We start from the raw sequence: 25,195 nt of genomic DNA, 5'->3' as shown, positions 1-25,195 counted from the left end.
TCAGCGCTCGTAGTGCGGGTCGGCCACGACCGGGTAGTAGGCGTCGGTGTGCTGGACCCGCATGGTGACGGCCGACCCCTCCAGGGTGTAGTCGGCCTTGACCTGGCGGAACATCGAGTCGCTCGCCCACGGGTTGTAGAGGCGGCCCACGGTCGCGCCGTACCGCAGGTGGACGACGTCGTAGCCGCCGGACGGCATCGACTCCAGGGTGAGGCCGTCGGCCAGGGACACCGTGAACCGGAACTCCGAGGGGGCGTCGGGTCCGTGGATCACCGTCAGCAGCCGCACGCCGCCGGCCGTCGTCTGCGCGACGATGTCGGTGTCGACGTCCACGCCCACGAACACCCGGAGGCTGGGGCGCAGGATCTGGGCGACGGTGTCCGCCGCGGCCACGTCGATGCCGAGGTGGATCCGCTGGCCGTCCCGCGTCGGCACCCACACGCCGTCGCGGGCGCGCTGACCCCAGGCGACTTCCGGGTTCTCCAGCTCCTGAGGCTCGTTCTTGCCCCGCGCGACGAGGATCCTGGAGGCGGCGCTCATCGCCGCGGCAGCCCCGTCCCGTGCATGCCTCATGGCGGGCCCCCTCGCCTTTCTTTCATCACTTGCGTGACTTCGTGCTGATCTAGGGTTTATCACGGGCCAGACCGGCAGGGCGCGTTCTGACCTGCCGGGGTGGATTCGTGACGTTCGCCTCGTGCGTCGTTGGACCTTACACCACGCTTATACGTGCCGGTCGGGCCGGGGCTGGATCGATTGCGCGGCCGCTCCCGGACACCGATGACGGTGCGCATCCGAGCCGGTACGGAGAAAATACTTTGTGCGCCGCCGGGAACGCGGCGCACCATTGATCACGTCGAACGGAGGCGAAAGCACGAAGGGGCGAGCCACCGGTTAGGCGGCCGGTCTCCAAAACCGGCGGAAAGTGGGTTCGACTCCTACCGCCCCTGCCGAGCACGGACGATGGGCCTGTGGTGTAACGGAAGCACGCTTCCCTTGCAAGGAAGCGATCAGGGTTCGACTCCCTGCTGGTCCACGCGTTTCACGGGGCGGGGCCGTCCGGTCGCCGGACGGCCCCGCCTTTCGCCGGGAGGGTTGGCCGAACGGTAAGGCAGCAGTTTCGAAAACTGACGTCGAGGTGACACTCGAAGGGGTTCGACTCCCTTACCCTCCGCGGGGATCCCGCCGCCGCGGTCAGACCGGCGCCGGCTCGCTGACGGTGACCGATTCGGTCAGGCCGGCGAGGACGCCGCTCAGATGGTCCAGGGCGTCCGCGATCCAGGGCAGCGACGCCGGGTTCGCGGAAGCCAGGGCCGCGAGGCGCTGCTCGTCGTCCTCCCCGTAGAGCAGGCTCGGCGCGACCCGCATCCGCAGCGCCGCCGGCGCGTCCCCGAACGAGCTGCCGGGCAGGACGCCGACCCCGTGCCGTTCGAGCAGCAGGTGCGTCAGGTCGCCGGCCGTCCGGACGCCGTGCCGCTCCCGCAGCCCGTCCCGGAGCGGCCCGAAGTCGGGGTAGAGGTAGAAGGCGGCCTCCGGGCGGGCGACGCGGGCCCCCGCGGCGGCGAACCGGCGGGCGACCGCCCCGGTGACCGCGGCGTGCAGCCGCCGGCTGCGGTCGATGTGCTCGACGAGCTCGGGCGGCTCGGCGAACGCGTACGCGGCGGCGTGCTGCATCGGGGCCGGGGCGCTGGACCAGATCTCGCTCGCCACCCCCAGCAGGCTGTCGCGCAGCGCCCGGCCGAACGGCCCGTCCGGCAGCCGCGCGACGCCGAGCCGCCAGCCGCCCGCGGCCAGGCTCTTGCTCAGCGCGGTCGTCACGACGGTCCGCTCCGGCGCGTGCCGGGCGGGGCTCGGCACCGTCCGGTCCGGCGCGTGCACCAGGTCGCGGTAGATCTCGTCGGAGATCACCACGAGGTCGTGCCGGCGCGCGACCGAGCACAGCCGCCGCACGGTCTCCTCGGAGGCGATCGTCCCGGTCGGGTTGTCGGGCAGCGTCACCACCACGGCGCGCACGTCCCGCCCGCGGGCGCGGGCCCGCACCACGGCGTCGGCCAGCAGCGCCGGGCTCGGCACGCCGCCCTCGCCGGGCGGGGTGGCGACCCGGATCGGCTCGGCGCCCACCAGCGCCGTCTGCGCGGCGTAGGTCACCCAGCTCGGCGCAGGGACGACGACGTCCCCGCCGAGCGCGGTGAGCAGCGCGTACAGCAGCGGCTTGCTGCCGGGGCCGGCGACGACCGTGGCCGGGTCGGTGGGCAGCCCGCGCCGCGTCCAGTACCCGGCGGCGGCGGCGCGCAGCGCGGCGGACCCGGCGACCGGGCCGTAGCCGCCCCGGCCCGCGGCCGCGCCGAGCTCGCGGGCCAGGGCGGGATGTATCGGTATCCCGGCCTCTCCGAAGCCGAGGGGGAGGACGCGCCGGCCCTCCCTGCGCATCCGGGCGATCGCCTCGTTGACCGCGAGCGTCGCCGACAGCGGGACGGGGCGCGGGCTGAACGGCAGCGGCCGGACGGGTGCGGACACTCTCTGGGCAGGCATCGAAACGCTCCAGGGCATGGCGTATGAAGGCATTCAGGGAAAGGGCGGGCGACGTCGCGGTGGGTGACCGCGCAATCCCCCTGTGCGACCCGGCCGGGCTCGAATTCATACTTGCCCGCATAAAGCATCATCACAAGCGACTCTCATCGATGGTGACCATAAGGTGGACTGATGCTCGAACTTCGCCGCCTCCGGCTGCTCACCGAGTTCGCCCGCCGCGGCAGCATCGCCGCGACGGCCGCCGCCCTCGGCTACACCCCGTCGGCGGTCTCCCAGCAGCTGTCGGCGCTGGAGCGGGAGGCCCGCGTCCCGCTGCTGGACCGCACCGCCCGCAGCGCGGAGCTGACCGATGCCGGCCGCCGGCTGGCCGAGCGCGCCGAGGAGATTCTCGGGCTCGTGGAGACGGCGGAGGCGGAGCTGTCGGCGCACTCCGACACCCCCATGGGGCGCGTCGTCGTCACCGCGTTCCCCACGGCCGCCGTCGCCTTCGCGCCCGCGCTGGCGCGGAGCCTCGGCGAGCATCCCGGGCTGACGTTCGTCCTGCGGCAGACCCGGCCCGGCGACGGCATCCGGCAGGTCCAGAACGGCGAGGTCGACATCGCCCTCATCGACGACTGGACGGGCAAGGTCCCCGACCAGTCGCCCGCCGCCCTGGAGTTCTTCCACCTGCGCAGGGACCCGCTGGTGCTCGTCGTCCCGTCCACGCACCCCATGTCGGACCCCGCGCGGCCCGTGGACCTGCAGCAGCTCCGGGAGGAGCCCTGGATGGCGGCGCCGCCCGGCGAGCCGTCCCGGCAGGCCGCCGAGCGGCTCCTGGACACCGTCGGCGGGGCCAGGCCGGTGCCGTGGGAGTTCGAGGGCCTGCACACCATCCTGAGCCTGGTCGCGCGGGGGATCGGCATCACCGTGGTCCCGGCGCTGGCCCTCGCCGCCGGGGACCGGGGCGTCGCGGTGCGGCGCATCCCCGAGTGCACGCTGGCCCGGGAGGTCTACGCCGTCACGAGAGCCGCGAGCGTCCGCAGGCCGTCGGTCGCGGTCACGCTCCGGGCCATCTACGCCGCCGCCCGCGACGCCCAGCCCGCCCGTCCCGAGGGCTGAGCGGGCGGGCCCCGCGGCGGGAGCCGCAGGCTTGGCCGCGCCATGTCCGTTTCGGGCGGTTTCCTGGCCTCACCTCGGGAAACGAAAGCCGGATCGAACCGGACGCGAACCGAACCAATCCAGCGGCGCAGCCGAACTAACAGAGAGGCGGAGCCGAACCGACCGGAGGACGGCCGCCCGGCCCGAATCATCCGAAAACGGACGGACGGGTGCGGACCATCACGTACCGTGGGGCGCAATCGTGAGCAAATCCGAGTTCAAGTACACCGATCGGGGAGCACAACGCTCGATGGATCGACCGGCGATCATGCCCGCCCCGGCCTCCGGGGCGGCGGGAACCCCCACCCTCCAGGCGGACGGGTACGGGACAGTCCCCTCCGCGGTGGACGGCTCCACCGCTGAAGCGTCCGCCTTCGAGACCTTCACCGTTGAAGGATCCACCGTTGAGGACGCCACCGTCGACGGTTCCACCGTCGACGACCGGCCCGCGGACCGCCCGGCGGGCCTGACGCGCGCGCCGAAGCCGGAGGACGGCCACGGCGGCGGACACCACGTCTTCGAACTGCCGCGGATCCCCGCGCTGCTCATGCACGCGCTCCCGCGCTTCGTCGAGGGCGTCATCGCCCCGGTGGTGGTGTTCTACGTGGCGCTCATGCTCCTCGGGCTGACCGGGGCGCTCGTCGCCGCCGTCGCGTGGGTGTACGGCGGCATCGTCTACCGCTACGTGCGCGGGCACCCGGTCTCGGGGATGCTGCTGCTGGCCGCGGTCGGGGTGACCGTCCGCGCGGGGCTGTCGGCCGCGACGGGCAGCGCGGTCGTGTACTTTCTGCAGCCGACGCTGGGGACGCTCTGCGTGAGCATGGCCTTCCTCGCCTCGGTGCCCCTCGGCAAGCCGCTGGCCATGAAGCTCGCCAAGGACATGGCGCCGATCCCGGACGCCTTCTACAAGCACGACAGGGTCCGCCGCTTCTTCCTGCGCATCTCGCTGCTGTGGTCGGCGGTGCTGATGGCCAACGTGGGCGTCAGCCTGTGGATGCTGTTCAGCCAGTCGATCAGCATGTACCTGTGGATCCGGACCGGGGTCGTCGCAGGGCTCGGCGCGGCCGGGATCGCCGCCTCGGTGTGGGGCTTCAAGCGCGTGGTGCGCCACGTCAACCGCGAGCCCGCCGAGGACGCCGCCGCCGCCTGAGCGGCCCCTCGGCCTGCGACGAAACGGGTCCGAGCGGCGGATAACCGCCCGGCTTGCCGAACTTCCGGCCCGCACGCGGCGTCTCCATTACTAGATAGCCCGACACAGGGTGAGATCTTTGGTTTTGGGGGAGTCTGTGGTGACTGGCGGCCGTTTCAGGCTGGCGCTGACCGGCGGCACGGCCGCGGTGGCGATGCTCACGGCCGGTTCCCTGGCCGGCTGCTCGGTCGGGGGTGTGGGGAAGCTCGCGTCGGGCGGGTCCAGCGAGCCCGTCACGATCACCCCGGCCAACGGGACCGCGCAGGTCAGGCCGGACGGCACGATCGAGGTGAAGGCCGGGGGCGGCAAGCTGCAGAACGTGACCGTCAAGGGGGAGGGCGCCACCGTCACCGGAAAGTTCGGCGACGGCCGCAGGTTCTGGCGCTCCGACCGGACCATGACGCCCGGAACCGCCTACACCGTCACGGCGCAGGCCCGGGACGGCGGCGAGACCCGCACCGCGACCAGCTCGTTCACCACGCTCAAGGCGGAGCGGACGCTGAAGATCGCCGACGTGACCCCCAACGTCAAGGGGGAGAAGGTCGGCGTCGGCATGCCGATCATCGTCACGTTCGACGGGCCGGTCACCGACCGGGCGGCCGTGGAGCGGGCGCTGCGCGTCACCCCCGAGAAGCCGGTCGAGGGCGCGTGGCGGTGGGTCGGCCAGGACAAGGCGATCTACCGGACGAAGACGTACTGGGAGCCGCACCAGACGGTCCGCTTCCACGCGCGGCTCGCCGGCGTCAACGCGGGCGGCGGCGCCTACGGCGCCGAGGACGCGCAGGCGACCCTGACCATCGGCGCCGCCCAGATCACCAAGGGCGACATCCGCAAGCACCACATGACGGTCACGCGGGACGGCAAGAAGCTGCGGACCGTCCCGTTCAGCGCCGGGAACGGCCAGACGCGCGAGTACACCACCACCAGCGGCGTCCACCTCCTGATGGAGAAGGGCAACCCGGTGACGATGACGGCGCCCGGCCGCAAGCCCGGCGACCCGGGTTACTACAAGACGGTCGTCGACCACGCGGTCCGCTTCTCCAACAGCGGAGAGTTTACGCACTCGGCGCCCTGGTCGGTCGGCTCGCAGGGCTCGGCGAACGTCAGCCACGGCTGCCTCAACCTCAGCCCCGCCAACGCGCGCTGGTACTACGACATCATGCAGCGCGGCGACGTCATCGAGTTGACCGGCACCGACCGGCAGGTCGAATGGGACAACGGCTGGGGCTTCTGGCAGATGTCGTTCGGCAAGTGGCGCGAGGGCAGTGCGCTGCGCTGATGCGGATGCGGCACCGTCCGGCGCGCGCGTACAACGCTTTGATCTCGGCGGCCGCCAAAACCCTCGGCTCCTGGCATGATCGTCGACTTTTGTCGCTAATGTCTCCCTGGAGACGGCGGGGTTACTGGAGGTAGAGGTGCAGCGGAGGCTATCCGCAGGAGTTCGGGCGGGCACGGCGCTGGCGGCGGCCGTGCTACTCCTCACGACGGCCTGCAGCGGGGGGGACAAGGGCAGCGGCGGCGTCACCGTCGGGGAGAAGGCCGACGCGCAGGCGCCCCAGGTGACGATCGACCCGGGCGACGGGAACGTCAAGGCGCGTCCGGACAAAGGCGTAACGGTCACCGCCGCGGGCGGCACCCTCGACAAGGTCACCGTGACCCTCAAGGGCAAGCCGGTCGACGGCCGGATGGCCGACGACAAGACCACCTGGAAGTCGCGCACGCTCCGGCCCGGCGCCAAGTACCAGGTGACCGCGGTCGCGACGAGCCCCGAGGGCAAGTCGACGACGGTCAACGCCCGCTTCGCCACGCACAAGGCGCCCCAGGAGCTCTCGGTCCTCGACGTCACGCCGGCCAAGAACGAGACGGTCGGCGTCGGCATGCCGATCATCGTCGTCTTCAACCGGGCGGTGGAGGACAAGAAGGCCGTGGAGAAGGTCCTGGACGTCAGGTCCACCAAGCCCGCCACGGGGGCGTGGCACTGGCAGAACGACACCACGGTGATCTTCCGCACCAAGAACGGCGAGTACTGGAAGCCCAACCAGAAGGTGGCGCTCCGGGCCCGGCTGGCCGGGGTCAAGGCGGGCAAGAAGACCTACGGGACGTCCGACTTCGGCCGTGCCTTCCGCATCGGCGACTCGCACATCACCACCATCAGCACCAAGAAGAAGAAGGCCGTCGCCAAGCTGAACGGCAAGACGGTCCGGACCTGGCCCATCAGCGCGGGCAAGGGCGGGCGCGTCGTCAACGGCGTCGACACCTACCTCACCGCCAGCGGCATCCACCTGACCATGGGCAAGGAGAACCCGGCGGTCATGACGTCGGAGTGGATGGGCGTCGACCCGGAGGACAAGGAGAACGGCGGCTACAAGGAGGTCATCCCCTGGGCCGTGCGGATCTCCAGCAGCGGTGAGTACGTCCACGAGATGGCGTCGACCGTGTGGGCGCAGGGCCGCCAGAACGTGAGCCACGGCTGCATCAACTCGCCGCCCAAGGACGCCCGCTGGTTCTACAAGTGGTCGTACCGCGGCGACCCCGTGGACATCACCGGCAGCAAGCGCAGCCTCGACCCGTTCAACGGCTGGAGCTACTACGAGATGTCCTGGAGCAGGTGGGTCAAGGGAAGCGCCCTCGACCGTACCGTGACCACGGGATGATGTTGACCGGGCCCGTCGGCGGGAAGGGGGCACCACACCTCCGCCTTCGATAGGGGGACCCGGTGGACGACCCGAAGGGCCGGCCCAAGCCCAGGAGACCGAGACTGCGGCGCCGCCTCCGGCGCGGGGCGCACCGCGCGCTGCGCCGGGCGGCGCTGTCCGCGCTGCGCCCGCTGCGGCGGCGGCGCGTGCCGCCGCCGGGGGAGCGGCTGCGGGTCCGCGTGCTCCTGCAGAACGCGCACGGGACCGGCGGCACGATCCGCACCGTCCTGAACCTGTGCGGACACCTGACCCGCGACCACGACGTCGAGATCGTCAGCGTCATCAGGCGGAGCAGGAGGCCGTTCTTCGCGATCCCCCCGGACGCCGCGCTCACCTACGCCGACGACCGGTTCGCCCCCAAGGGCAGGACTGCCCGCCTCCTGGCGCGGCTCCCGAGCCTGCTGGTCCCGGCCGAGGAGGCGTCCTTCCGGCTCATGAGCCTGTGGTCGGACGTGTGCCTGCTGCGGGCGATCCACCGCTCGCCCGCCGACGTGCTCATCGCGACCCGGCCGTCCCTCGTGCTGGTGGCGGCCGAGCTCGCACCGGCCGGCACGGCGACGATCGGGCAGGACCACATGAGCCTGGAGGCCTACCAGCCCTCCCTGCGGCGGCAGGTCGTCCGCGCCTACCCGCGGCTCACCGTGCTGAGCGTCCTCACCGAGCCGGCCCGCGCGGGGTACGAGGCGGCCCTCGCCGGATCCGGCGTCCGCATCGTCAAGATCCCCAACGCCGCGCCGGCCCTGCCGGACCGGACGTCCACGCGCGAGCACAAGGTCGTGCTGGCGGCCGGGCGGCTCGTGCTGAACAAGGGCTTCGACCTGCTCATCCGCGCTTACGCGCCGATCGCCGCCGAGCATCCCGACTGGCGGCTGCGCATCTTCGGGTCGGGGGCGCGCCGCGACCGGCTCCGCGCACTGATCGCCGAGCTCGGCCTCACCGGGCGGGTCGAGCTGTGCGGCCTCACCCGCGACCTGCACGGCGAGATGGAGCGCGCGTCGGTCTACGCGCTGTCGTCGCGCCGCGAGGGGATGCCGATGGTCATCATCGAGGCCATGGGCATGGGCCTGCCGGTCGTGTCGTTCGACTGCCCGTTCGGCCCGCCCGAGCTGATCGAGCACGGCCGCGACGGCCTGCTCGTCCCCACCGGGGACGTGGCCGCGCTCACCGCCGCGCTCCGCGAGCTGATCGAGGACCCCGCCCTCCGCGACCGGCTCGGCGAGGAGGCGGTCCGCTCGGCGCGGGCGTACGACTTGGAGCACATCGGCGCGCGGTGGTCCCGCCTGATCTCCGGGCTGCGCCCGGCCGCGGGCAGGGGCGCGGCCCCGCCTCCTGGAGAGATGTACGACGATCCCGATCTGAGCGTCTCGGGCGGCGGGTGACCCGCTAGAGGAGGCCGCGGACGAACGCCGCCTGCCCCGCGTGCTGCAGGTCGTCGGAGATCACGCTGACCAGCCGGACGCCCAGCGTGACGGGCGGGTCCCACGCGCGGTCCACGATCCGCTCGAGGTCGCCGTCGGCCAGCGAGCCGACGTACTCGGCGGTCCGCTCGTGGACGGCGTCGTGGTAGCCGGTCAGCAGGTCCGCCGACTCGACCCGGACGGCCGCGACCTCGGCGGAGGTGTGCCCGTACCCGGTGTCGGACGGGTCGAAGGGCAGGCCGAACCGGTCGGCCCAGCCGTCGCCCGTCCACACCTGCGGGGTGCCGGCGGCGTCGGCGACGTGGTCGTCCTGGACGCGGGTGAGGTGCCAGACGAGCCAGCCGATCGAGTTGGCCCGGCCGCCGACGCGGTGGGCGAGCTGGTCGGCGGTGAGCCCGCCGGCCGCCTCGTGGACCGTCTCCCGGATCCGGCCGAACGCGTCGGTGAGCAGTTGCGCGCTGGTCATTGGCAGACGCTACCCCGGACGTGCCCCCTCATTCCGCTCGGTGCTCACCGTCATCGGCGCAGCGGCCCAGAGATTCGGGCCGGAGGCGGTCTCGTCGGCCGCCGCGTCGGGCGAGGCGGGTGCCGCCGGCCTGTACCTGGCCATCCGCGCCGCCCGCCGAGGCCGTCGCGGCACCGTGACGCGCCGGTGGAGGCCGGTGAAGGCGGAAGCCCGTCCCTGGGAGGTGGGGACGGGCTTCCGTGGGGTGGGACTGGGAACGGCCTAGGAGCGGACGCCGTAAAGGTGTTCGAGGGCGAGCTGGTCGAGGTGCTCGAACGCGGTGCGGCGGCCGCCGAGGGCCTCGGCGTCGACGGTGGCGTCCCGCACGGACCGCCAGTCCTCGCCGTCGGCGAGGGTCGGCCGCGCCAGCTCCGCCACCTTGGCCTCGCGCAGCGCGGCCTGGACGTCGGGGTCGGCGCGGAACGCGCGCACCTTCTCGCGCAGGATCAGCCAGTTGCGCATGCACGCCGCGGCCGAGTCCCACACGCCCTGGTCGTCCTCGGTGCGGGGCGGCTTGAAGTCGAAGTGGACGGGCCCGTCGTAGTCGCTCTGGTCGATCAGGTCGACGACCCAGAACGCGCCGCGGGTGTTGCCCGCGCCGAACCGGAGGTCCTGGTCGTAGCGGGGGCCGTGCTGCCCGTTCAGGTCGATGTGGAACAGCTTGCCCTGCCACAGCGCCTGCGCGAGGCCGTGCGCGTAGTTGAGCCCCGCCATCTCCTCGTGCCCGACCTCGGGGTTCAGGCCGACGAGCTCGGAGCGCTCCAGCGTCTCGATGAAGGCCAGCGCGTGCCCGACGGTGGGCAGCAGGATGTCGCCGCGCGGCTCGTTCGGCTTCGGCTCGATCGCGAACCGCAGGTCGTAGCCCTGGTCGGCGACGTAGGCGCCGAGGACGTCGAACGCCTCCTTGTAGCGGTCCAGCGCGGTACGGACGTCCTTGGCGGCGCCGCTCTCCGCGCCCTCGCGCCCGCCCCAGCAGACGTAGGTCTTCGCGCCGAGCTCGGCGGCCAGGTCCAGGTTGTCCATGACCTTGCGCAGCGCGAACCGGCGGACGTCGCGGTCGTTGGCGGTGAACGCGCCGTCCTTGAAGACGGGGTGGCCGAACAGGTTCGTGGTGGCGGTGGTCACGACGAGGCCGGTCTCGTCCAGGGCCTTGCGGAACGCGTCGATCGCGCCCTGCCGCTCGGCGGGCGCGGCGTCGAAGTCGAACACGTCGTTGTCGTGGAAGTTCACGCCGTAGGCGCCGATCTCGGCCAGCTTGCGGACGGCGCGGTCGGCGGGCATCGGCGGGCGGGTGCCGGGGCCGAACACGTCGACGCCCTGCCAGCCGACCGTCCAGATGCCGAACGAGAACCTGTCCTCGGGCGTGGGCGTGTAGTCGCTCATGGGAGACCTCCTCAGATCTGCGGGGCGGAATCGCGCAGCGCCGCGTAGCGCTCGCGTACCTCCTGCCCGGTGTGCTCGCTGGTGTGCTCGGTCGCCGGCGGCGCCGGCCAGGCGGGCGGCTCCGGCGTCCCGGCGAGCGCCCAGGCCGCCTGGCGGGCGGCGCCGAGCGCGACGTACTCGGCGGGCTCGGGGACGACCACCGGCGTCCCGAAGATCGCCGGAGCGAGGGTCCGGACGGCCCGCGAGCGGGCGCCCCCGCCGATCAGCAGGGTGCGCCGGGGGCGGACGCCCTGCGCGGCGAGGTGGTCCACGGCGTCGGCGAGCGAGCACAGCAGCGCCTCCACCGCGGCGCGCGCCACGTTCTCCCGCGTCGCGTTGGCCGTGGTGAGCCCCGCGAGCACGCCGGTCGCGTCCGGCCGGTCCGGGGTCCGCTCGCCGTCGAGGTAGGGCAGCAGGGTCACGCCGCCGGCGCCCGGCGCGGCGGCGAGGGCGAGCGCGGACAACTCGTCCAGCGCCGCCCCGGTGATCGACGCGGCGGCCGTCAGGATCCGGGCGGCGTTCAGCGTGGCGACCAGCGGCAGGAACCGGCCGGTGGCGTCGGCGAACCCCGCGACCAGGCCGGACGGGTCGGCGGCGGGCTCGTCCGCGACCGCGAAGGCCGTGCCGGACGTGCCGATCGACACCACGACGTCGCCGGGCCGCAGCCCGAGGCCGAGCGCCGCGCCCATGTTGTCGCCGGTGCCCGCGCCGAGCGCCGCGCCCCACGACGTCTCGCCGACCCGCTCGCCCGGCGCGGCGACGCGCGGCGGCTCGGCGTCCCGGCCGAGCGCGGCCCGCAGCAGGCCGGGCACGTAGCCGCCGGCCGCGGGGGACCAGTAGCCGGTCCCGGACGCGTCACCGCGGTCGGTGACCGGCTCGGCGGCGCCGAGCCGCAGCGTCAGCCAGTCGTGCGGGAGCAGCACCCGCTCGGTGCGCCGCGCGTTGGCGGGTTCGTGCTCGGCCATCCAGCGCAGCTTGGTGACGGTGAACGAGGCGCGCGGCACGCTGCCGGTCCGCTCCGCCCACGCCTTGGACCCGCCCTGCTCCTCGACGAGGGCGCGGGCCTGCGGCGCCGAGCGGGTGTCGTTCCACAGCAGGGCGGGCCGGACGACCTCGCCCGCGCCGTCGAGGGCGACCATGCCGTGCTGCTGCGCGGCGACCGCGACCGCGTCGGCCCGCTCGAGGAGCTCCCGCGCCCGCGACAGCGCGTTCCACCAGTGGTCGGGATGGCATTCGGTGCCGTCGGGGTGCGGGGCCGTCGCCTCGGCGACGACCGCGCCGTCCCCGGCGCGGCACAGGACGACCTTCGTCGACTGGGTCGAGGAGTCGACGCCCGCGACCAGGTTCCCGGTCATCCGCGCACCTTTCGTAAAAAGCGTGGACTAATTAAGGTAGCAGAGGGGCACGATCCTGCCTATACACCGGTTTCAATTAGGGTTCATTCATGACGAAGTCCGCGAACGCCCCCGTCCGGCACGCGACGATGCGCGAGCGGAACCTCGCCGTCGTCCTGGAGCACATCGCCCGCCACCAGCCCGTGACCCGGGCGCGGCTCGCTGAGCTGACGGGCTTCACCAAGACGACCGTGTCCAACCTCGTCGGCCTGCTGGAGGGCGCGGGGCTGGTGCGCGGCGGCGCGCCCGTCCACGAGGGGGAGCGCGGGCGGCCGGGCGTGGGCGTGTCCGTCCGCGGCGACGGCGCCGCCGGGCTCGGCCTGGAGGTCAACGTCGACTACCTCGCCGCCTGCGTGCTCGACCTCGGCAAGCGGGTGCGCTACCGGCACGTGCTCAGCACCGACCACCGCGGCCGCGAGCCCGGGGCCGTCCTCGCCGCGCTGTCCGCGCTCGCGGCCGAGGCCGTCTCCGCCGTCGCGGCGCAGGGCCTGGCCGTCGCCGGCGCGGCGGTCGCCCTCCCCGGCCTGCTCGACCGGGAGGAGGGCGTCGTGCGGCACGCCCCGAACCTCGGCTGGACCGACGTCCCCGTCACCGGCGCGCCCGGCCTCGACCTGGCGCTGCCCACCGAGTACGACAACGAGGCCAACCTCGCCGCCCTCGGCGAGCTGTGGTTCGGCGGCGGCGCCGGGCTCGGCGACTTCGTGCACGTCTCGGGCGAGATCGGGATCGGCGCCGGCATCGTCGTGGACGGCCGGGTGTTCCGCGGGGCCCACGGCTTCGCCGGGGAGCTGGGGCACCTGGTGGCCGACCCGTCCGGCCCGCCCTGCTCCTGCGGCGGCCGGGGCTGCCTGGAGCAGGTCGCCGGGCAGGAGGCGATCCTGCGCGCGGCGGGGCTGCCGGTGTCCGGGCCCGGAACCGCCCCGGACGACCCGGTGCGGACGCTCGCCGGCCGCCTGGACGCCGGCGACCCGGCCGCCCGGGACGCGGTGGACCGGGCCGGCCGCGCGCTCGGCGGGGCGCTCGCCTCCGTCGTCAACCTGATCGACCCGGACACCGTCGTGCTCGGCGGGGTGTTCTCCCCGCTGGCCGCCTGGATCCGCCCGCCGATCGAGGCCGTCCTCGCCGGCGGCTCCGGCTCCCTGCGCCGCGGCGCGCCGCCGGTCGAGGTCTCCGGCCTCGCGGAGGGCGCGGCCGTCCTGGGCGCCGCCGGCCTCGTCATCGAACGCGTCATCGCCGGCCCCGCCCTGCTGCTCCAGCGCCCGCCGGACGAATCCGGCGGGCGCTAGAGGGGCCGGTACTCGAACCAGGCGAAGTCCGCGTGGCCGGTGCTCGCGCGGCCGTTCGCGGTGGCGTACGGGCCGATGTAGACGCCGGTGAAACCGCCCGCGACCTGGCTGCTCAGGATGTCGCCGTCCACGGGGTCGCCGAGCGGCGTCCAGCCGTCCGGCCCCGCCGCGTCGCCGGGCGCGTAGGACGCCCGGTACCAGCGGCCGCGGGCCTCGAACCCGAGCCGGACCGGCCCGGAGACGGCCGGCGCCGCGGCCAGCACCGTCTCGATCCCCTGCTCCCGCTTGACCAGGCGGACGCCGTCGGCGGCCGAGACGAGCACGACGTGGAAGTCGTTGTTCTGGACCAGGGCGAGCCCCGCCCACTCCTCGTCGGCGGGGGCGAAGTCGAGCGAGGTGAACGCGGCGAAGTCGCGGTGCTGCTGGCGCCGCCCGACGAACGAGGGGCTGGCGACGTCGGCGAGGCTCTCCGGCCGGACGCGCAGCCGCAGGTGCCCGGGACGCTCGTCCAGGCTCCACCAGCGTTCCCGCGGGGCGCGCAGCACGTTCCAGACGGGCGCCAGCTCCGGCCCGTCGAACTGGTCGCACAGCGGCGCCGCGGGCCACGGGTGCGCCGGTAGCGCGGGGACTGGCGGGTCGGGCTCCACCCGGCCGCCGGCCACCGGCCAGCCTTCCTCCCAGGTCACCGGGGTCAGGAACGTCTCCCGGCCGAGGACGCACCGGTCGCCGTGGTGCGGCCGCATCCCGAGCAGGACCATCCACCACTCGCCGTCCGGCGTCTCGACGAGGTCGGCGTGGCCGGTCCCGACGATGGGATGGCCGGCGCCGAGGTTCCGGTGGGTCAGCACCGGGTTGCGCGGATTCCCCTTGTACGGGCCGGTGACCTCGTCGGCCCGCGCGACCATCACGGCGTGGTCCAGCGCGGTGCCGCCCTCCGCCGTGAGCAGGTAGTACCGGCCGCCGATCTTGTAGAGGTGGGAGCCCTCCGACCAGATCGCGTCCTTCACCGCGCCGTCCCAGATGACGTGCTCCTCGCCGGTGAGGGCGAGGGCGGACGGGTCGAACTCGCGCAGCCAGATCTCCGTGTGCCCCTCGTACCGCCCGGTGAGCCGGGTGCCGGTGCACCAGGCGCGGCCGTCGTCGTCGAAGAACAGGGACGGGTCGATGCCCTCGCCGTCCAGCCGGTGCGCGTCCGACCACGGCCCGGCCGGGTCGGACGCGGTCAGCACGAAGTGCCCCGACCACTCCGGGCTGTCCACCAGCGTGCAGATCAGGTAGTAGCGCCCCTCCCCGCCCGGGGGCGCGTGGTGGCGCAGCGTCGGCGCGTACAGCCCGCCGGACGCGGGGACCTCCTGCAGCGGGAGCTGGTCCGGCCGGTCCAGCGCGTGCCCGATCTGCCGCCAATGCACCAGGTCGCGGCTGTGGAACACCGGCAGGCCCGGGAACCACTCGAACGTCGACGTCACGAGGTAGAAGTCGTCGCCCACCCGGCAGATCGACGGATCGGGGTGGCAGCCCGGGAGGACCGGGTTCTCGAATCGCGCGGCGGGCGTCACAGCAGCGTCACCTCCACCGGGACCGACAGCACCCGGTCCGCGCCGAGGACGCGGACGGGGCCCTCCAGGGTGAACGAGTCCTCCAGGGGCGTGTCGGCGCTCGACCCGCCGACGTGGACGCCGATCTCGCCGGGCTCGACGATGCGCCGCAGGTCGGGCCCGGTGAACGAGGTCCGGTCGGCGTGCACGTCGAACTCGACCCGCGCCGCGTCGCCGGGCTCCAGGCGGACCCGGGCCCATCCGGCGAGCCAGCGCACCGGCCGCACCACCGACGCGACCGGGTCGGACAGGTACAGCTGCACGACCTCGGTCCCCGGGCGGTCTCCCGTGTTGCGGACGACGGCGCTGACCTTGACCGACCCGTCCGTGCCGGCCGGGCCGCCGACCCGCAGGCCGCCGTACTCGAACCGCGTCCAGGTCAGGCCGTGGCCGAACGGGAACAGCGGCGCCGGGTCGACCTCGCTCCAGTCGTGCGAGCCGTCCATCTTCGAGCGCAGGTAGGTGACGGGCGGGCCGGTCGGGCTGCGGGGCACGCTGATCGGCATCCGCCCGGACGGCTCGACCCGTCCCGCGAGGACCCCGGCGACCGCCCGGCCGCCCTCCTCGCCCGGCAGGAACGCCTGCACGACGGCCGCGGCCCGGTCGGCGATGTCCCCCAGCGCGTAGGGGCGGCCGGTGAGCAGCACGACGACCGTGGGCGTGCCGGTGCCGAGCACCGCGGCGGCCAGCTCGGCCTGCCGGCCCGGCAGCGCCAGGGTCTCGGCGTCGCAGCCCTCCCCGGACGTGCCGCGGCCGAACAGCCCGGCGCGGTCGCCGAGCGCCAGCACGCACAGCTCGGCATCGCGCGCCGCCGCCACGGCCGCGTCGATGTCGGCGTCGTCGGCGACGAGGACGTCCTCGGACCCCGCCACCCGCACGCCGGGCAGCTCGTCCCGCAGCGCCTCGGCCAGCGTCGGGATCTCCACGCCCAGCGGCAGCTCCGGATGCTGCCGCCCGACGTGGCTCGGGAACGTGTAGCAGCCCATCATCGCGAACGGGTCCTCGGCGAGCGGCCCCGCCAGCACGACCCCGGAACCGGAGCGCAGCGGCAGCGCGCCGCCGTCGTTGGCCAGCAGCACGACCGACTCCTCGGCCAGCCGCCGCGCCAGCGCCCGGTGCTCGGGCGGGTCGAGGTCCAGCGCCGCGCCGTCCCCGTCGGCCGGCGGCCCGTCCAGCAGGCCCAGCTCGGCCTTGAGCGTGAGGACGCGCGCGGCGGCGCGGTCCAGCAGCTCCTCGGGCACGGCGCCCTGCCGGACCTGCTCGATCAGCGGCGTGCCGTAGCAGCGCACGGTCGGCAGCTCCATGTCGATCCCGGCCCGCAGGGCGAGCGCCGCGGCGTCGCCGCGGGAGGCGGCGACGCGGTGCCGGCTCTGCAGGAACGAGATGCCGAAGTAGTCGGCGACGACGATGCCCGTCAGGCCCAGCTGGTCGCGCAGCAGCCCGGTCAGCAGCCGCTCGTCGGCCGCGGCGGGCATCCCGTCCACGTCGGTGTAGGAGTGCATGACCGAGCGGGCGCCGCCGTCGCGCAGCGCCATCACGAACGGCTCGACGATGACGTCGGCGAACTCGCGCGGCCCGATCGGGGTGGGCGCCATGTTCCGGCCGGCGCGGGAGGCGGAGTAGCCGGCGAAGTGCTTGAGCGTCGAGACGATGCCGGATCGTTCCAAGCCCTGGACGTAGGCCGTGCCGAGGACGCTCACGAGGTACGGGTCCTCCCCGATGCACTCCTCCGTCCGGCCCCAGCGCGGGTCGCGGACGACGTCGAGCACCGGGGCGAGGCCCTGGTGGACGCCGGCCGCCCGCATGCTCGCGCCGATCGCCGCGGCCATCTCGCCGACGAGGCCGGCGTCGAACGTCGCGCCCCAGGCCGGCGGGCTGGGGAACACGGTGGCGCCCCAGGTCATGAAGCCGTTGAGGCACTCCTCGTGCGCGATCGCCGGGATGCCGAACCGGTTCGCGGCGGCGACGCGGTGCTGCAGCTCGCGGAGCCGGGCGGCGGACTCGGCGGCCGGGACGGGCACGGTCCCGTACACCCGGGTGAGCTGGCCGAGGCCGCGGTCGATGACCTCGTCCAGCGTCGGGGCGAGCTCGTGGGAGTCGTCCTCCATCGGGGCCACGGGCGCGCCGGGCTCGGCGGGCATCGCCCAGTACCCGGCGAGCTGGCCCGCCTTCTCCTCCGGCGTCATCCGGTCCAGCAGGTCGGCGACCCGCTCGGCGACCGGCAGCCCGCGGTCGCGCCAGGGCTCACGGGTGGCGCTCGCGCTCGCGGCCGGGACGGCTTCGGTCATCGCTCCTCCGAGGGTGGTGGTGCGGTGGAGGCGCGGACACGCAGATCGGTGGCCAGCTCCACGCGGGGGGTCAGGGGCGGCCGCCCGTCGAGCAGCTGGAGCAGGGTGCGGGCCGCGACGCGGCCCATCTCCTCCAGCGGCTGCCGGACGGTCGTCAGCGGCGGCGACAGCCACTCGCAGGTCGGCAGGTCGTCGAAGCCGACGACGCTCAGGTCCTCGGGGATGCGCAGGCCGGCGAGCCGGGCCGCCTGGTAGGCGCCCATCGCCTGCTCGTCGCTGCCGGCGAAGACCGCCGTCGGCGGTTCCGGGAGCTCCAGCAGCTCGCGCGTGCGGGCGAACCCGCCCCGGTGGTGGAAGTCGCCGTAGCGGACGAGGTCCTTGTCGACGGCGATACCGGCGCGCTCCAGCGCCGTCCGGTAGCCGTCCACCCGGGCCTGGGTGCAGAGCATGTCCTCCGGGCCGCCGATCATGCCGATGCGGCGGTGGCCCAGCTCGATCAGGTGCTCGGTGGCGGACATCCCGCCGGCCCAGTTGGTGGCGCCGACGCTGGCGATGTCGTTGTCCGGGATGTTCACCGGGTCGACGAGGACGAGCCCCACACCGGCCCGCGCCAGCTGGTCGCGCTGGCGGCGGGTCATGCGGGACGTCACCAGGATGACGCCGTCGCTGTGGTGCAGTGCGGGCAGGTTCGCCCAGCTGGGCGGGCGCGCGTCGTCCTCCCGCACCAGCGAGACGACGACGCCGGTGCCGTGCTCGGCGCACTCGGCCTCCACGCCGCGCAGGATCTCCACCGCCCAGGGGCTGTCCAGCCCGGCGAGGACGAGGTCGATCAGGCCGGACCGGCGGGCGCGCCGGGCGCCGCCGGGCCCGGGGTAGTTGTGGGTGCGCAGCAGCGCCTCGACCCGCTCGCGGGTCGCGGCGGCGACATCGGTCCGGCCGTTGAGGACCTTGGACACCGTGGCGGGGGAGACGCCCGCCTCGGCGGCGATGAGCGCCAGCGTCGGCCGGGACGGCCGGTCCGGCATCTCGTCGGTGGTGCGCACGGGCACGCTCTTCTCCTTGCCGAGGAAACGATTGCGAACAGTATCGCAATGTTTCGCAGACTCCTAGCCCCCAGTATCGATAACTCTTCCGCACCTAATTGCGGTCAACCACCGCTGAGGGGTTGACCGTAGGGGGTCGCGTTCTTAGAGTTCCACGTCAACGGAGCCCCGAAGACTTTCGAAATATTTCGAGCCGAGATCGATCCGGTCGGCACGTCCAGGCCACCGGCCTCCACCCCCGATCCAGGAGACCACCATGGGCATCCCTCACCTACCGCGCCGTTCCTTCCTCACCGCAGTCTCCGCGGGAGCCGTGCTGATCACGGCCGCGCCCATGCTGGCCGCCTGCGGCGGGGACGACTCCGGGTCGGGCGGCAAGGTCACGATCGAATGGATGAACATCGCGACGACGGAGCCGTCGCAGAGCCTGTACCCGAAGATCGTCAAGGCGTTCGAGGCGCAGAACCCGAACGTCACCGTCAAGACCACGAACCTGGAGAACGAGGCGTTCAAGTCGAAGATGACCGCGCTCGTCGCCTCCGGCGACCTGCCCGACATCTACGTGACCTGGGGCGGCGGCGTCCTGAAGCAGCAGATCGACGCCGGGCTGGTCAAGGACATCACCTCCGACGGGTCCAAGGTCCTCGGGACCATGACCGACGTCTCCAAGAAGCCGTACCAGTTCGACGGCAAGACCTACGCCGTCCCCTACGACATGGGGATGGTCGGCTTCTGGTACAACAAGAAGCACTTCGAGAAGGCCGGGATCGACGGGCCGCCGAAGACCTGGGCCGAGTTCCTGGACGCCGTCCGCAAGCTCAAGGACGCCGGCGTCACGCCCATCGCGCTCGGCGGCAAGGACAAGTGGCCCGGCCACTACTACTGGTCCTACCTGGCGATGCGCATCGGCGGCATGCAGGCGATGGAGCAGGCCGCCCAGAGCAACGACTTCAGCGGCGCCCCGTTCGTCCAGGCCGGTGAGAAGCTGAAGGAGCTGTCCGACCTGCAGCCCTTCCAGCAGGGGTTCCAGAACGCCGGCTACGACACGCCCGGCGGGCAGGCCGCGACCATGGGCGCCGGCAAGGCGGCCATGGAGCTGATGGGCCAGTGGGCGCCCGCCGTCCAGGTGGACGCGTCCGGCAACGAGCTGGGCGACGACCTCGGCTGGTTCCCGTTCCCGACCGTCGAGGGCGGGCCGGGCGCCGTGACCGACGTGTTCGGCGGCGGCAACGGCTTCGCGGTCAGCAAGGACGCGCCGAAGGAGGCCCTGGACTTCCTCACCTTCTTCATGAACGAGGCGAACGAGCGCGAGCAGGTGACCTCGGGCGCGTCCATGCCGGTCGTCAAGGGCGCCGAGAGCGCGCTGGAGGACCCGAACCGCAAGATGGTCGCCGAGGCGCTGAACACCTCGGCCGGCTTCCAGCTCTACCTGGACCAGGCGTTCCCGCCCGCCGTCGGCCAGGAGGTCAATGACAGCGTCGCCTCGCTCATCGCGGGCAAGAAGTCGGCCCAGGAGGTCACGCAGTCGGTCACCAAGGTGGCCAAGAGCCAATGACCCTGTCCGCCACGACCGATGACCGGCCGCGGCACGCTGCACGGGCCCCGCGCGAGCGGGGCCCCAAGGCGTCCGCGGGCACCCGGCTGCGCGGCTGGCTGGCGAGCACCTGGTTCCTCGTCCCCGCGCTGCTGCTGTTCCTCTGCTTCGTCCTGACGCCGATCCTCGTCGCCTTCTTCACCAGCTTCTTCAAGTGGGGCGGCTTCGGCTTCCCCGACGACTTCGTGGGCCTCGACAACTTCCGGGGCCTGGCCGGCGACGAGGTATTCCGCGGCGACCTGTGGCGCGGCTTCGTGCTGGTCCTGCTCACCCTGGCCTTCCAGCTCCCGCTGGCCCTCGCGACCGCGGTGCTGCTGAACCAGCGGATGCGCGGCCGGGCGGTCTACCGGGCGATCTTCTTCGCGCCCTTCATCCTGTCCGAGGTGATCGCGGGCGTCCTGTTCGGCATCATCTTCCTGCCGGGCAACGGGCTCGCCGACACCCTCGTCGAGGACCTGCCGCTGCTCGGCGGCCTCGCCGGCAAGTGGTTCTCCGACCCCGACACCGCGCTGCCCACGCTGATCGCCGTCATGACGTGGAAGTACTTCGGCTTCCACATGATGATCTACCTCGCCGGGCTGCAGGGCATCCCGAAGGAGGTCCTGGAGGCCGCGTCCATCGACGGGGCGGGGGCCTGGCGGCGGTTCCGCAGCGTGACGCTGCCGCTGCTGGCACCGACCCTGCGGATCAGCGTGTTCCTGTCCGTCATCGGCACGATCCAGCTGTTCGACCTCGTGTGGGTCACCACGACGGGCGGGCCGACGCATGCAACGGAGACGATGGCCGTCACCATGTACGAGTTCGGGTTCAAGCGGTACCAGATGGGCTACGCCAGCGCGATCAGCGTGGCCATGTTCGTGATCAGCATGGTCTTCTCCCTGCTGTACCAGCGCTACGCGCTCAGCCGCGACCTGCAGGGCGCGGTCACCTCCGCGGGAGGCCGCCGATGACCCGCCAGGCGATCGCGCGGAGCATCTCCCGGCACACGCTGGTCTGGGTGCTCGGCTCCTTCATCGTCGTCCCGCTGCTGTACGCGGTGCTGGCCGGCCTCAAGACCACGGGCGCCCTCACCACCAACCCGATCGGGCTGCCGGACGAGTGGATGTTCTCCAACTACGGCGCCGTCCTGTCGTCCGGCGCCTTCTGGCAGCAGATCGGCAACAGCGTCATGATCGCCGTCCTCACCACGGCGATCACGGTCGCGGTGTCGGCGCTGGCGGCGTTCGCGTTCGCCCGCTACGCCTTCCGCGGCCGCGAGGTCTTCTTCACGGCGTTCGCGGCGGGGCTGATGTTCCCGCCCGCGGTGGCGGTGCTGCCGCTGTTCGTCCTGCTGCGCCAGTTCGGGCTGCTGAACAACCCCCTCGGCGTGATCCTGCCGCAGGCCGCGTTCGCGCTGCCCATCACGATCATCATCCTCCGCTCCTTCTTCCGGACGATCCCGGCCGAGCTGGAGGAGGCGGCGATCATGGACGGCTGCAGCAGGTTCGGCTTCTTCTGGCGCATCCTGCTGCCGATGGCGCGGCCCGCCATCGGCACCGTGTCCGTCCTCGCCATCGTGACGAGCTGGAACAACTTCTTCCTGCCGCTGCTGGTGCTGGCCGACGAGAAGTGGCACACGATCCCCGTCGGCATCCAGCAGTTCCAGGGGCAGTACTCGACGGACTACGCCATGGTCATGGCCTACATCGTGCTGGCGATGATCCCCGCCCTGCTGTTCTACGCCGTGGCCGAGCGCCAGCTGATCGGAGGTCTCACCGCGGGCGCCACCAAGGGCTGAGCACCGGGCCGCCCCGGGCACGCGCGGATGTGCGGAAACACGGCGGTGAAAGGGTGAAAGGGCTGTTCACCGGCCTCACCGGCCGGGGTTAGCGTCCGGGTGGACCTATCTCTCCGACCCCCCGTGAACGGAGGACGATGTCGACCCGGACACGAACCCCCCGCAGAGCGACCTCGCGAAGACCGGCCCTCCGGAGGCGGGCCGCCGGCAAGCGGGCCGCCAGGAAGAACAAGGCCCTGCTGGCCGGCGCCGTCCTCGGCCCGGCGATCGTGGCCGGGTCGCTGCTGACCGCGCCGCAGGCGGCCGCGCACGGCGCGCCGATGGTGCCCGGCAGCCGCACCTACCTGTGCTGGAAGGACGGCCTGACCCAGAACGGGCAGATCATCCCGAACAACCCCGCCTGCGCCGCGGCCGTCGCGCAGAGCGGCACCAGCTCGCTGTACAACTGGTTCGCGGTGCTGCGCTCGGACGGCGAGGGCCGCACCGAGGGCTTCATCCCCGACGGGGAGCTCTGCAGCGGCGGCGCGGTCGTGTACGACTTCAGCGGCTACGACCTGGCCCGCGACGACTGGCCCGTCACGCACCTCACGGCCGGCGCGGACATCGAGTTCCGGTACAACAAGTGGGCCGCGCACCCGGGAACGTTCCGTACCTACATCACGAAGGACTCCTGGAGCCCGACGCGGCCGCTCGCCTGGAGCGACCTCGAAGCGCAGCCCTTCTACAGCGCCACCGACCCGCCCAGCGTCGGGTCGCCCGGCAACGAGAGCGCCTACTATCACTGGAACGCGCGGCTCCCGTCCGGCAAGAGCGGCCGCCACATCATCTACACGGTGTGGGAGCGCTCCGACAGCCGGGAGACCTTCTACAGCTGCTCCGACGTCGTCTTCGACGGCGGCAACGGCGAGGTCACCGGGGTCGGCCCCGGCAACGGCGACCCCACCGACCCGCCCACGGACCCGCCCACCGATCCGCCGGACACCCCGGGCATGGTCTGCACGGCGGCCTTCCGCTCCGTCAACAGCTGGGGCGGCGGCTACCAGGGCGAGGTCACGGTCACCAACACCGGCACGCTCCCGATCAACGGCTGGATGGCCCACATCACCCTCCCCAGCGGGCAGACGATCGGAAGCCTCTGGAACGGCGCCTACACCCAGTCCGGGTCCGACCTCACCGTCACCAACGCCGACTGGAACGGCGCGCTGGGGGTCGGCCAGTCCACCACGTTCGGGTTCACGGTGAACACGTCCGGCGCGGCGGCCGGCCTCGACCCGCACTGCATGACCACCTGATCCGCCGGCCGCTGTTTTACCGGCACCGCTGAAAGGGAACTGCTCAAGGACCGGGCTCCCGAAGACATTGGCCCTCGAATACGGAGGCTCCCGAAGACAAGAGAATGTGGCCCGCGGCATCCGACAGGGGATGCCGCGGGCCGCTCCCTTTCCCGGGGCCGCGAGGCGTAACGCGCGGCCGATCCCGGCCCGGACAGGGGGAGGCCCCGTGACCGGAGCGGATCACGGGGCCGTTTCCCTGGGTGGCCGGCTACCTGCTACTGCACGGGCGGGTAGGCGTTCGCGAGCAGCTCACGGAACTGCGCGGAGAACCAGTGCCCGGAGATCGGCGCGTCCGGCAGGGCGCCGCTCGGGTTGTTGCCGTTGCGCGGGTTGCCCCCGTAGGCGGGGTCGCACATCTCGTCGAAGCCCTTGCCCTCCTCGTTCGGGATCTCCTCGCTCGCCCCGTCCGACTCGCCGGGCGGCTTGATCCACACGTAGGCGTCGATGCCCGGCTCGGGGTTCGCGGTCGGCCGCTCGCCGAGGCCCGCCCCGGACTGGTTGCACCAGTTGCCGAGGTGGATGCGCCGGTCGGTCCGGCCGCCGTCGACGTAGGCGTCCACGTCCGTCGTCGGGCCGGGGCCCGCCGGGCGCTCGGAGCCGCCCCAGCCGTTGCGGCTGGTGTCGATGAGCATGCCGATGCCCTGGTCGAAGCCGTTGCCGATGAGCTCCTGGCGGTACGCCTGCGCGTACGACAGCTCGTCCACGTAGCGGTTCCAGTCGACCCACGAGGACTCCCGGACGGACGTGCCGTTCACGGAGTCGTTGATGGTGAAGTGGGGCTCCTTCAGCGCCCCGTAGTTGGCCGTGTTGGTGATGAACCCGGCCACGTTGCCCAGGGAGCCGGACTGCTGGGCGACCTCGGTGAGCAGGTCGGCGGAGGAGGAGAAGTTGTCGTCCCAGCCGAGCCAGCCGTGGTGGCCGATGTCGATGTAGTTGTAGACGTTCGGGATGGCGCCGAGCTTCTGCAGCGCGTAGGCGATGCCCTTCTGGTAGTTGCCGTTCTCCAGCATCTCGTTGCAGTTCTCGGTGGCGACGTCCCCGGTGCCCACGTTGGTGACCAGGTTCGGCAGCGAGTCGATCTCCACGACCGTGACGATCCGCAGGTCCGCGTACGCGTCGTCGCCGAGGATCTCCGCGATCGGGTCGATGAACTCCGCCTTGTACTTGTCGATCTCGTCCGGGCCGAGCTCGCCGTTGGACGCGAGCGCGGCGCAGTCGCGTCCGGGCAGGTTGTAGACCACGACCTGGATCGTGTCGGCGCCCTGGTCGAGCGCCTCGTCCAGGTGGTCGCGCAGGCCCATCCGGCCGTTGGCGCCCCCGATCGCCGCGATGCGGTCCATCCAGACGCCGGTCGGCTCGTCGGCGACGGCGGAGCCGCCCGGTTCGGAGGCGGCGTTGGCCGACCACTCGGGGTTCACGTACACGTCCGCGTCGGCGTACGGATTGTCGACGCGGTCACCCGGCGGATCGGTGGGCGGATCCGTCGTCGGCGGGTCGGTCGGGCCCGTCGTCCCGTCGCAGACGGTCCCGTTCAGCGTGAACCGGGCGGGAGCCGCGTTACTGCCGGAGTAGGTCGCCTGGAACCCGGGGGTGACGGACGCGCCGGTGCCGAGCGTGCTGCTCCAGCTCGGGTTCGTCACGGTGACGTGCGCGCCCGACTGCGAGAACGTCCCGTTCCAGCCGGACGTCACCCGCTGGTTCCCGGGGAAGTCCCACTCCAGCGTCCAGCCGCCGGTGATCGGGTCGCCGAGGTTGGTGACCGCGACGTTGGCGGTGAAGCCGCTGCCCCAGTCGTTGGTGGTGTAGTCGACTCTGCACCCGGCGGCCGCGCTGGCCTGGGTCTGGGCCAGCGCGACCGTGCCTGAGGCGAGCAGGAGTGCGGCCGATGCGGCCGCGAGGCCGCGGCGGGCGCCGCGGCTCCTGCGCGCTGGGGGGTGTTTCATCCGGTTTCCTCCTCTGGTGGGGGTGGGCGTCGTGCCAGTGGGGGT

The 25,195-nt window shown here is 72.9% G+C and carries 19 protein-coding genes and 3 tRNA genes; 13 read left to right on the top strand and 9 right to left on the bottom strand.

Annotated elements, in window-relative coordinates; genetic code table 11:
• On the bottom strand, window positions 1-573 hold the full coding sequence (locus E1266_RS16335; RefSeq protein WP_132047768.1) for a hypothetical protein: 573 nt from the start codon (window positions 571-573) through the stop codon (window positions 1-3).
• 302 nt (window positions 574-875) lie between these two features.
• On the opposite strand from E1266_RS16335, the gene E1266_RS38025 reads away from it, so the two are divergent.
• From E1266_RS38025 to E1266_RS16325, 3 genes are all read left to right on the top strand, one after another.
• Window positions 876-947 (top strand) — tRNA-Trp (locus tag E1266_RS38025).
• 15 nt (window positions 948-962) lie between these two features.
• Window positions 963-1,033, top strand: a tRNA-Ala gene (locus tag E1266_RS16330).
• Window positions 1,034-1,086: 53 nt separating this feature from the next.
• Window positions 1,087-1,171, top strand: a tRNA-Ser gene (locus E1266_RS16325).
• Window positions 1,172-1,191: 20 nt separating this feature from the next.
• On the opposite strand, the gene E1266_RS16320 is transcribed toward E1266_RS16325, so the two are convergent.
• Window positions 1,192-2,529 (bottom strand): pyridoxal phosphate-dependent aminotransferase, encoded by a 1,338-nt coding sequence (locus E1266_RS16320; RefSeq protein WP_132047766.1) that lies wholly within the window; start codon window positions 2,527-2,529, stop codon window positions 1,192-1,194.
• Between the two features lie 171 nt (window positions 2,530-2,700).
• On the opposite strand from E1266_RS16320, the gene E1266_RS16315 reads away from it, so the two are divergent.
• From E1266_RS16315 to E1266_RS16295, 5 genes are all read left to right on the top strand, one after another.
• A complete protein-coding gene (locus E1266_RS16315) occupies window positions 2,701-3,627 on the top strand; it encodes a LysR family transcriptional regulator (RefSeq protein WP_132047764.1) in 927 nt (308 codons plus the stop codon).
• Window positions 3,628-3,916: 289 nt separating this feature from the next.
• The gene (locus E1266_RS16310) at window positions 3,917-4,816 is read left to right on the top strand and encodes a VC0807 family protein (RefSeq protein WP_243718474.1); all 900 of its coding nucleotides are present in this window, start codon (window positions 3,917-3,919) and stop codon (window positions 4,814-4,816) included.
• A 139-nt stretch (window positions 4,817-4,955) separates the two neighbouring features.
• Complete coding sequence (locus E1266_RS16305) at window positions 4,956-6,134, top strand: Ig-like domain-containing protein (RefSeq protein ID WP_243718472.1); 1,179 nt, start codon at window positions 4,956-4,958, stop codon at window positions 6,132-6,134.
• Between the two features lie 136 nt (window positions 6,135-6,270).
• Complete coding sequence (locus E1266_RS16300; RefSeq protein WP_243718470.1) at window positions 6,271-7,509, top strand: Ig-like domain-containing protein; 1,239 nt, start codon at window positions 6,271-6,273, stop codon at window positions 7,507-7,509.
• Between the two features lie 62 nt (window positions 7,510-7,571).
• The gene (locus E1266_RS16295; RefSeq protein WP_132047762.1) at window positions 7,572-8,930 is read left to right on the top strand and encodes a glycosyltransferase family 4 protein; all 1,359 of its coding nucleotides are present in this window, start codon (window positions 7,572-7,574) and stop codon (window positions 8,928-8,930) included.
• Between the two features lie 4 nt (window positions 8,931-8,934).
• Here E1266_RS16295 and E1266_RS16290 read toward each other — a convergent pair whose 3' ends face one another.
• The 3 genes from E1266_RS16290 to xylB all read right to left on the bottom strand — a co-directional run bounded on the left by E1266_RS16290 (window position 8,935) and on the right by xylB (window position 12,251).
• Window positions 8,935-9,435 (bottom strand): DUF664 domain-containing protein, encoded by a 501-nt coding sequence (locus tag E1266_RS16290; RefSeq protein WP_132047760.1) that lies wholly within the window; start codon window positions 9,433-9,435, stop codon window positions 8,935-8,937.
• 261 nt (window positions 9,436-9,696) lie between these two features.
• Window positions 9,697-10,857, bottom strand: coding sequence for a xylose isomerase (gene xylA / locus E1266_RS16285; protein WP_132047758.1), 1,161 nt, complete (start codon window positions 10,855-10,857; stop codon window positions 9,697-9,699).
• An 11-nt stretch (window positions 10,858-10,868) separates the two neighbouring features.
• A complete protein-coding gene (gene xylB, locus E1266_RS16280; RefSeq protein ID WP_132047756.1) occupies window positions 10,869-12,251 on the bottom strand; it encodes a xylulokinase in 1,383 nt (460 codons plus the stop codon).
• A gap of 89 nt (window positions 12,252-12,340) precedes the next feature.
• On the opposite strand from xylB, the gene E1266_RS16275 reads away from it, so the two are divergent.
• The gene (locus E1266_RS16275) at window positions 12,341-13,576 is read left to right on the top strand and encodes an ROK family transcriptional regulator (protein ID WP_132047754.1); all 1,236 of its coding nucleotides are present in this window, start codon (window positions 12,341-12,343) and stop codon (window positions 13,574-13,576) included.
• On the opposite strand, the gene E1266_RS16270 is transcribed toward E1266_RS16275, so the two are convergent.
• From E1266_RS16270 to E1266_RS16260, 3 genes are read right to left on the bottom strand one after another with little or no spacing between them, the layout of a single operon-like run.
• Window positions 13,573-15,132 carry a glycoside hydrolase family 43 protein gene (locus E1266_RS16270; RefSeq protein WP_132047752.1) on the bottom strand — a complete coding sequence of 520 codons (1,560 nt, stop codon included), beginning with the start codon at window positions 15,130-15,132 and terminating at the stop codon, window positions 13,573-13,575. The two genes, E1266_RS16275 and E1266_RS16270, sit on opposite strands and share 4 nt — an antisense overlap.
• The gene (locus E1266_RS16265; RefSeq protein ID WP_132047750.1) at window positions 15,129-17,459 is read right to left on the bottom strand and encodes a glycoside hydrolase family 3 N-terminal domain-containing protein; all 2,331 of its coding nucleotides are present in this window, start codon (window positions 17,457-17,459) and stop codon (window positions 15,129-15,131) included. Before E1266_RS16265 ends, E1266_RS16270 begins: the two co-directional genes overlap by 4 nt.
• Entirely contained in the window at window positions 17,456-18,484 is a 1,029-nt protein-coding gene (locus tag E1266_RS16260) for a LacI family DNA-binding transcriptional regulator (protein WP_131986898.1), read from the bottom strand. Before E1266_RS16260 ends, E1266_RS16265 begins: the two co-directional genes overlap by 4 nt.
• 274 nt (window positions 18,485-18,758) lie before the next feature.
• Here E1266_RS16260 and E1266_RS16255 point away from each other — a divergent pair, with 274 nt between their 5' ends.
• The 4 genes from E1266_RS16255 (at window position 18,759) to E1266_RS16240 (ending at window position 23,165) form a co-directional block, all read left to right on the top strand.
• Window positions 18,759-20,057: an extracellular solute-binding protein gene (locus E1266_RS16255; protein WP_132047748.1), complete on the top strand. Its 1,299-nt coding sequence runs from the start codon at window positions 18,759-18,761 to the stop codon at window positions 20,055-20,057.
• Entirely contained in the window at window positions 20,054-21,046 is a 993-nt protein-coding gene (locus E1266_RS16250) for a sugar ABC transporter permease (protein ID WP_132047746.1), read from the top strand. Before E1266_RS16255 ends, E1266_RS16250 begins: the two co-directional genes overlap by 4 nt.
• Window positions 21,043-21,873, top strand: a complete 831-nt coding sequence (locus E1266_RS16245; protein WP_132047744.1) for a carbohydrate ABC transporter permease — start codon at window positions 21,043-21,045, stop codon at window positions 21,871-21,873. The genes E1266_RS16250 and E1266_RS16245 overlap by 4 nt, the downstream gene beginning before the upstream one ends.
• Before the next feature lie 137 nt (window positions 21,874-22,010).
• Entirely contained in the window at window positions 22,011-23,165 is a 1,155-nt protein-coding gene (locus E1266_RS16240) for a lytic polysaccharide monooxygenase (RefSeq protein WP_132047742.1), read from the top strand.
• 257 nt (window positions 23,166-23,422) lie between these two features.
• Here the strand turns inward: E1266_RS16240 and E1266_RS16235 are convergent, their stop codons facing one another.
• Window positions 23,423-25,150 (bottom strand): glycoside hydrolase family 6 protein, encoded by a 1,728-nt coding sequence (locus E1266_RS16235; RefSeq protein WP_132047740.1) that lies wholly within the window; start codon window positions 25,148-25,150, stop codon window positions 23,423-23,425.
• Window positions 25,151-25,195: the final 45 nt, after the last annotated feature.

The organism is Actinomadura sp. 7K534 (genome assembly GCF_004348575.1).
Lineage (GTDB): Bacteria > Actinomycetota > Actinomycetes > Streptosporangiales > Streptosporangiaceae > Spirillospora > Spirillospora livida.
Note: the sequence above shows the minus strand (reverse complement) of the source record. Positions and strands in the feature narration are given on the sequence as shown.

Coding starts and splice junctions, on each gene's coding strand:
- E1266_RS16335 (WP_132047768.1), bottom strand. CDS start 573: ATGAGGCATGCACGGGACGGGGCTGCCGCGGCGATGAGCGCCGCCTCC.
- E1266_RS16320 (WP_132047766.1), bottom strand. CDS start 2,529: ATGCCTGCCCAGAGAGTGTCCGCACCCGTCCGGCCGCTGCCGTTCAGC.
- E1266_RS16315 (WP_132047764.1), top strand. CDS start 2,701: ATGCTCGAACTTCGCCGCCTCCGGCTGCTCACCGAGTTCGCCCGCCGC.
- E1266_RS16310 (WP_243718474.1), top strand. CDS start 3,917: ATGGATCGACCGGCGATCATGCCCGCCCCGGCCTCCGGGGCGGCGGGA.
- E1266_RS16290 (WP_132047760.1), bottom strand. CDS start 9,435: ATGACCAGCGCGCAACTGCTCACCGACGCGTTCGGCCGGATCCGGGAG.
- xylA (WP_132047758.1), bottom strand. CDS start 10,857: ATGAGCGACTACACGCCCACGCCCGAGGACAGGTTCTCGTTCGGCATC.
- xylB (WP_132047756.1), bottom strand. CDS start 12,251: ATGACCGGGAACCTGGTCGCGGGCGTCGACTCCTCGACCCAGTCGACG.
- E1266_RS16275 (WP_132047754.1), top strand. CDS start 12,341: ATGACGAAGTCCGCGAACGCCCCCGTCCGGCACGCGACGATGCGCGAG.
- E1266_RS16265 (WP_132047750.1), bottom strand. CDS start 17,459: ATGACCGAAGCCGTCCCGGCCGCGAGCGCGAGCGCCACCCGTGAGCCC.
- E1266_RS16260 (WP_131986898.1), bottom strand. CDS start 18,484: ATGCCGGACCGGCCGTCCCGGCCGACGCTGGCGCTCATCGCCGCCGAG.
- E1266_RS16255 (WP_132047748.1), top strand. CDS start 18,759: ATGGGCATCCCTCACCTACCGCGCCGTTCCTTCCTCACCGCAGTCTCC.
- E1266_RS16250 (WP_132047746.1), top strand. CDS start 20,054: ATGACCCTGTCCGCCACGACCGATGACCGGCCGCGGCACGCTGCACGG.
- E1266_RS16245 (WP_132047744.1), top strand. CDS start 21,043: ATGACCCGCCAGGCGATCGCGCGGAGCATCTCCCGGCACACGCTGGTC.
- E1266_RS16240 (WP_132047742.1), top strand. CDS start 22,011: ATGTCGACCCGGACACGAACCCCCCGCAGAGCGACCTCGCGAAGACCG.
- E1266_RS16235 (WP_132047740.1), bottom strand. CDS start 25,150: ATGAAACACCCCCCAGCGCGCAGGAGCCGCGGCGCCCGCCGCGGCCTC.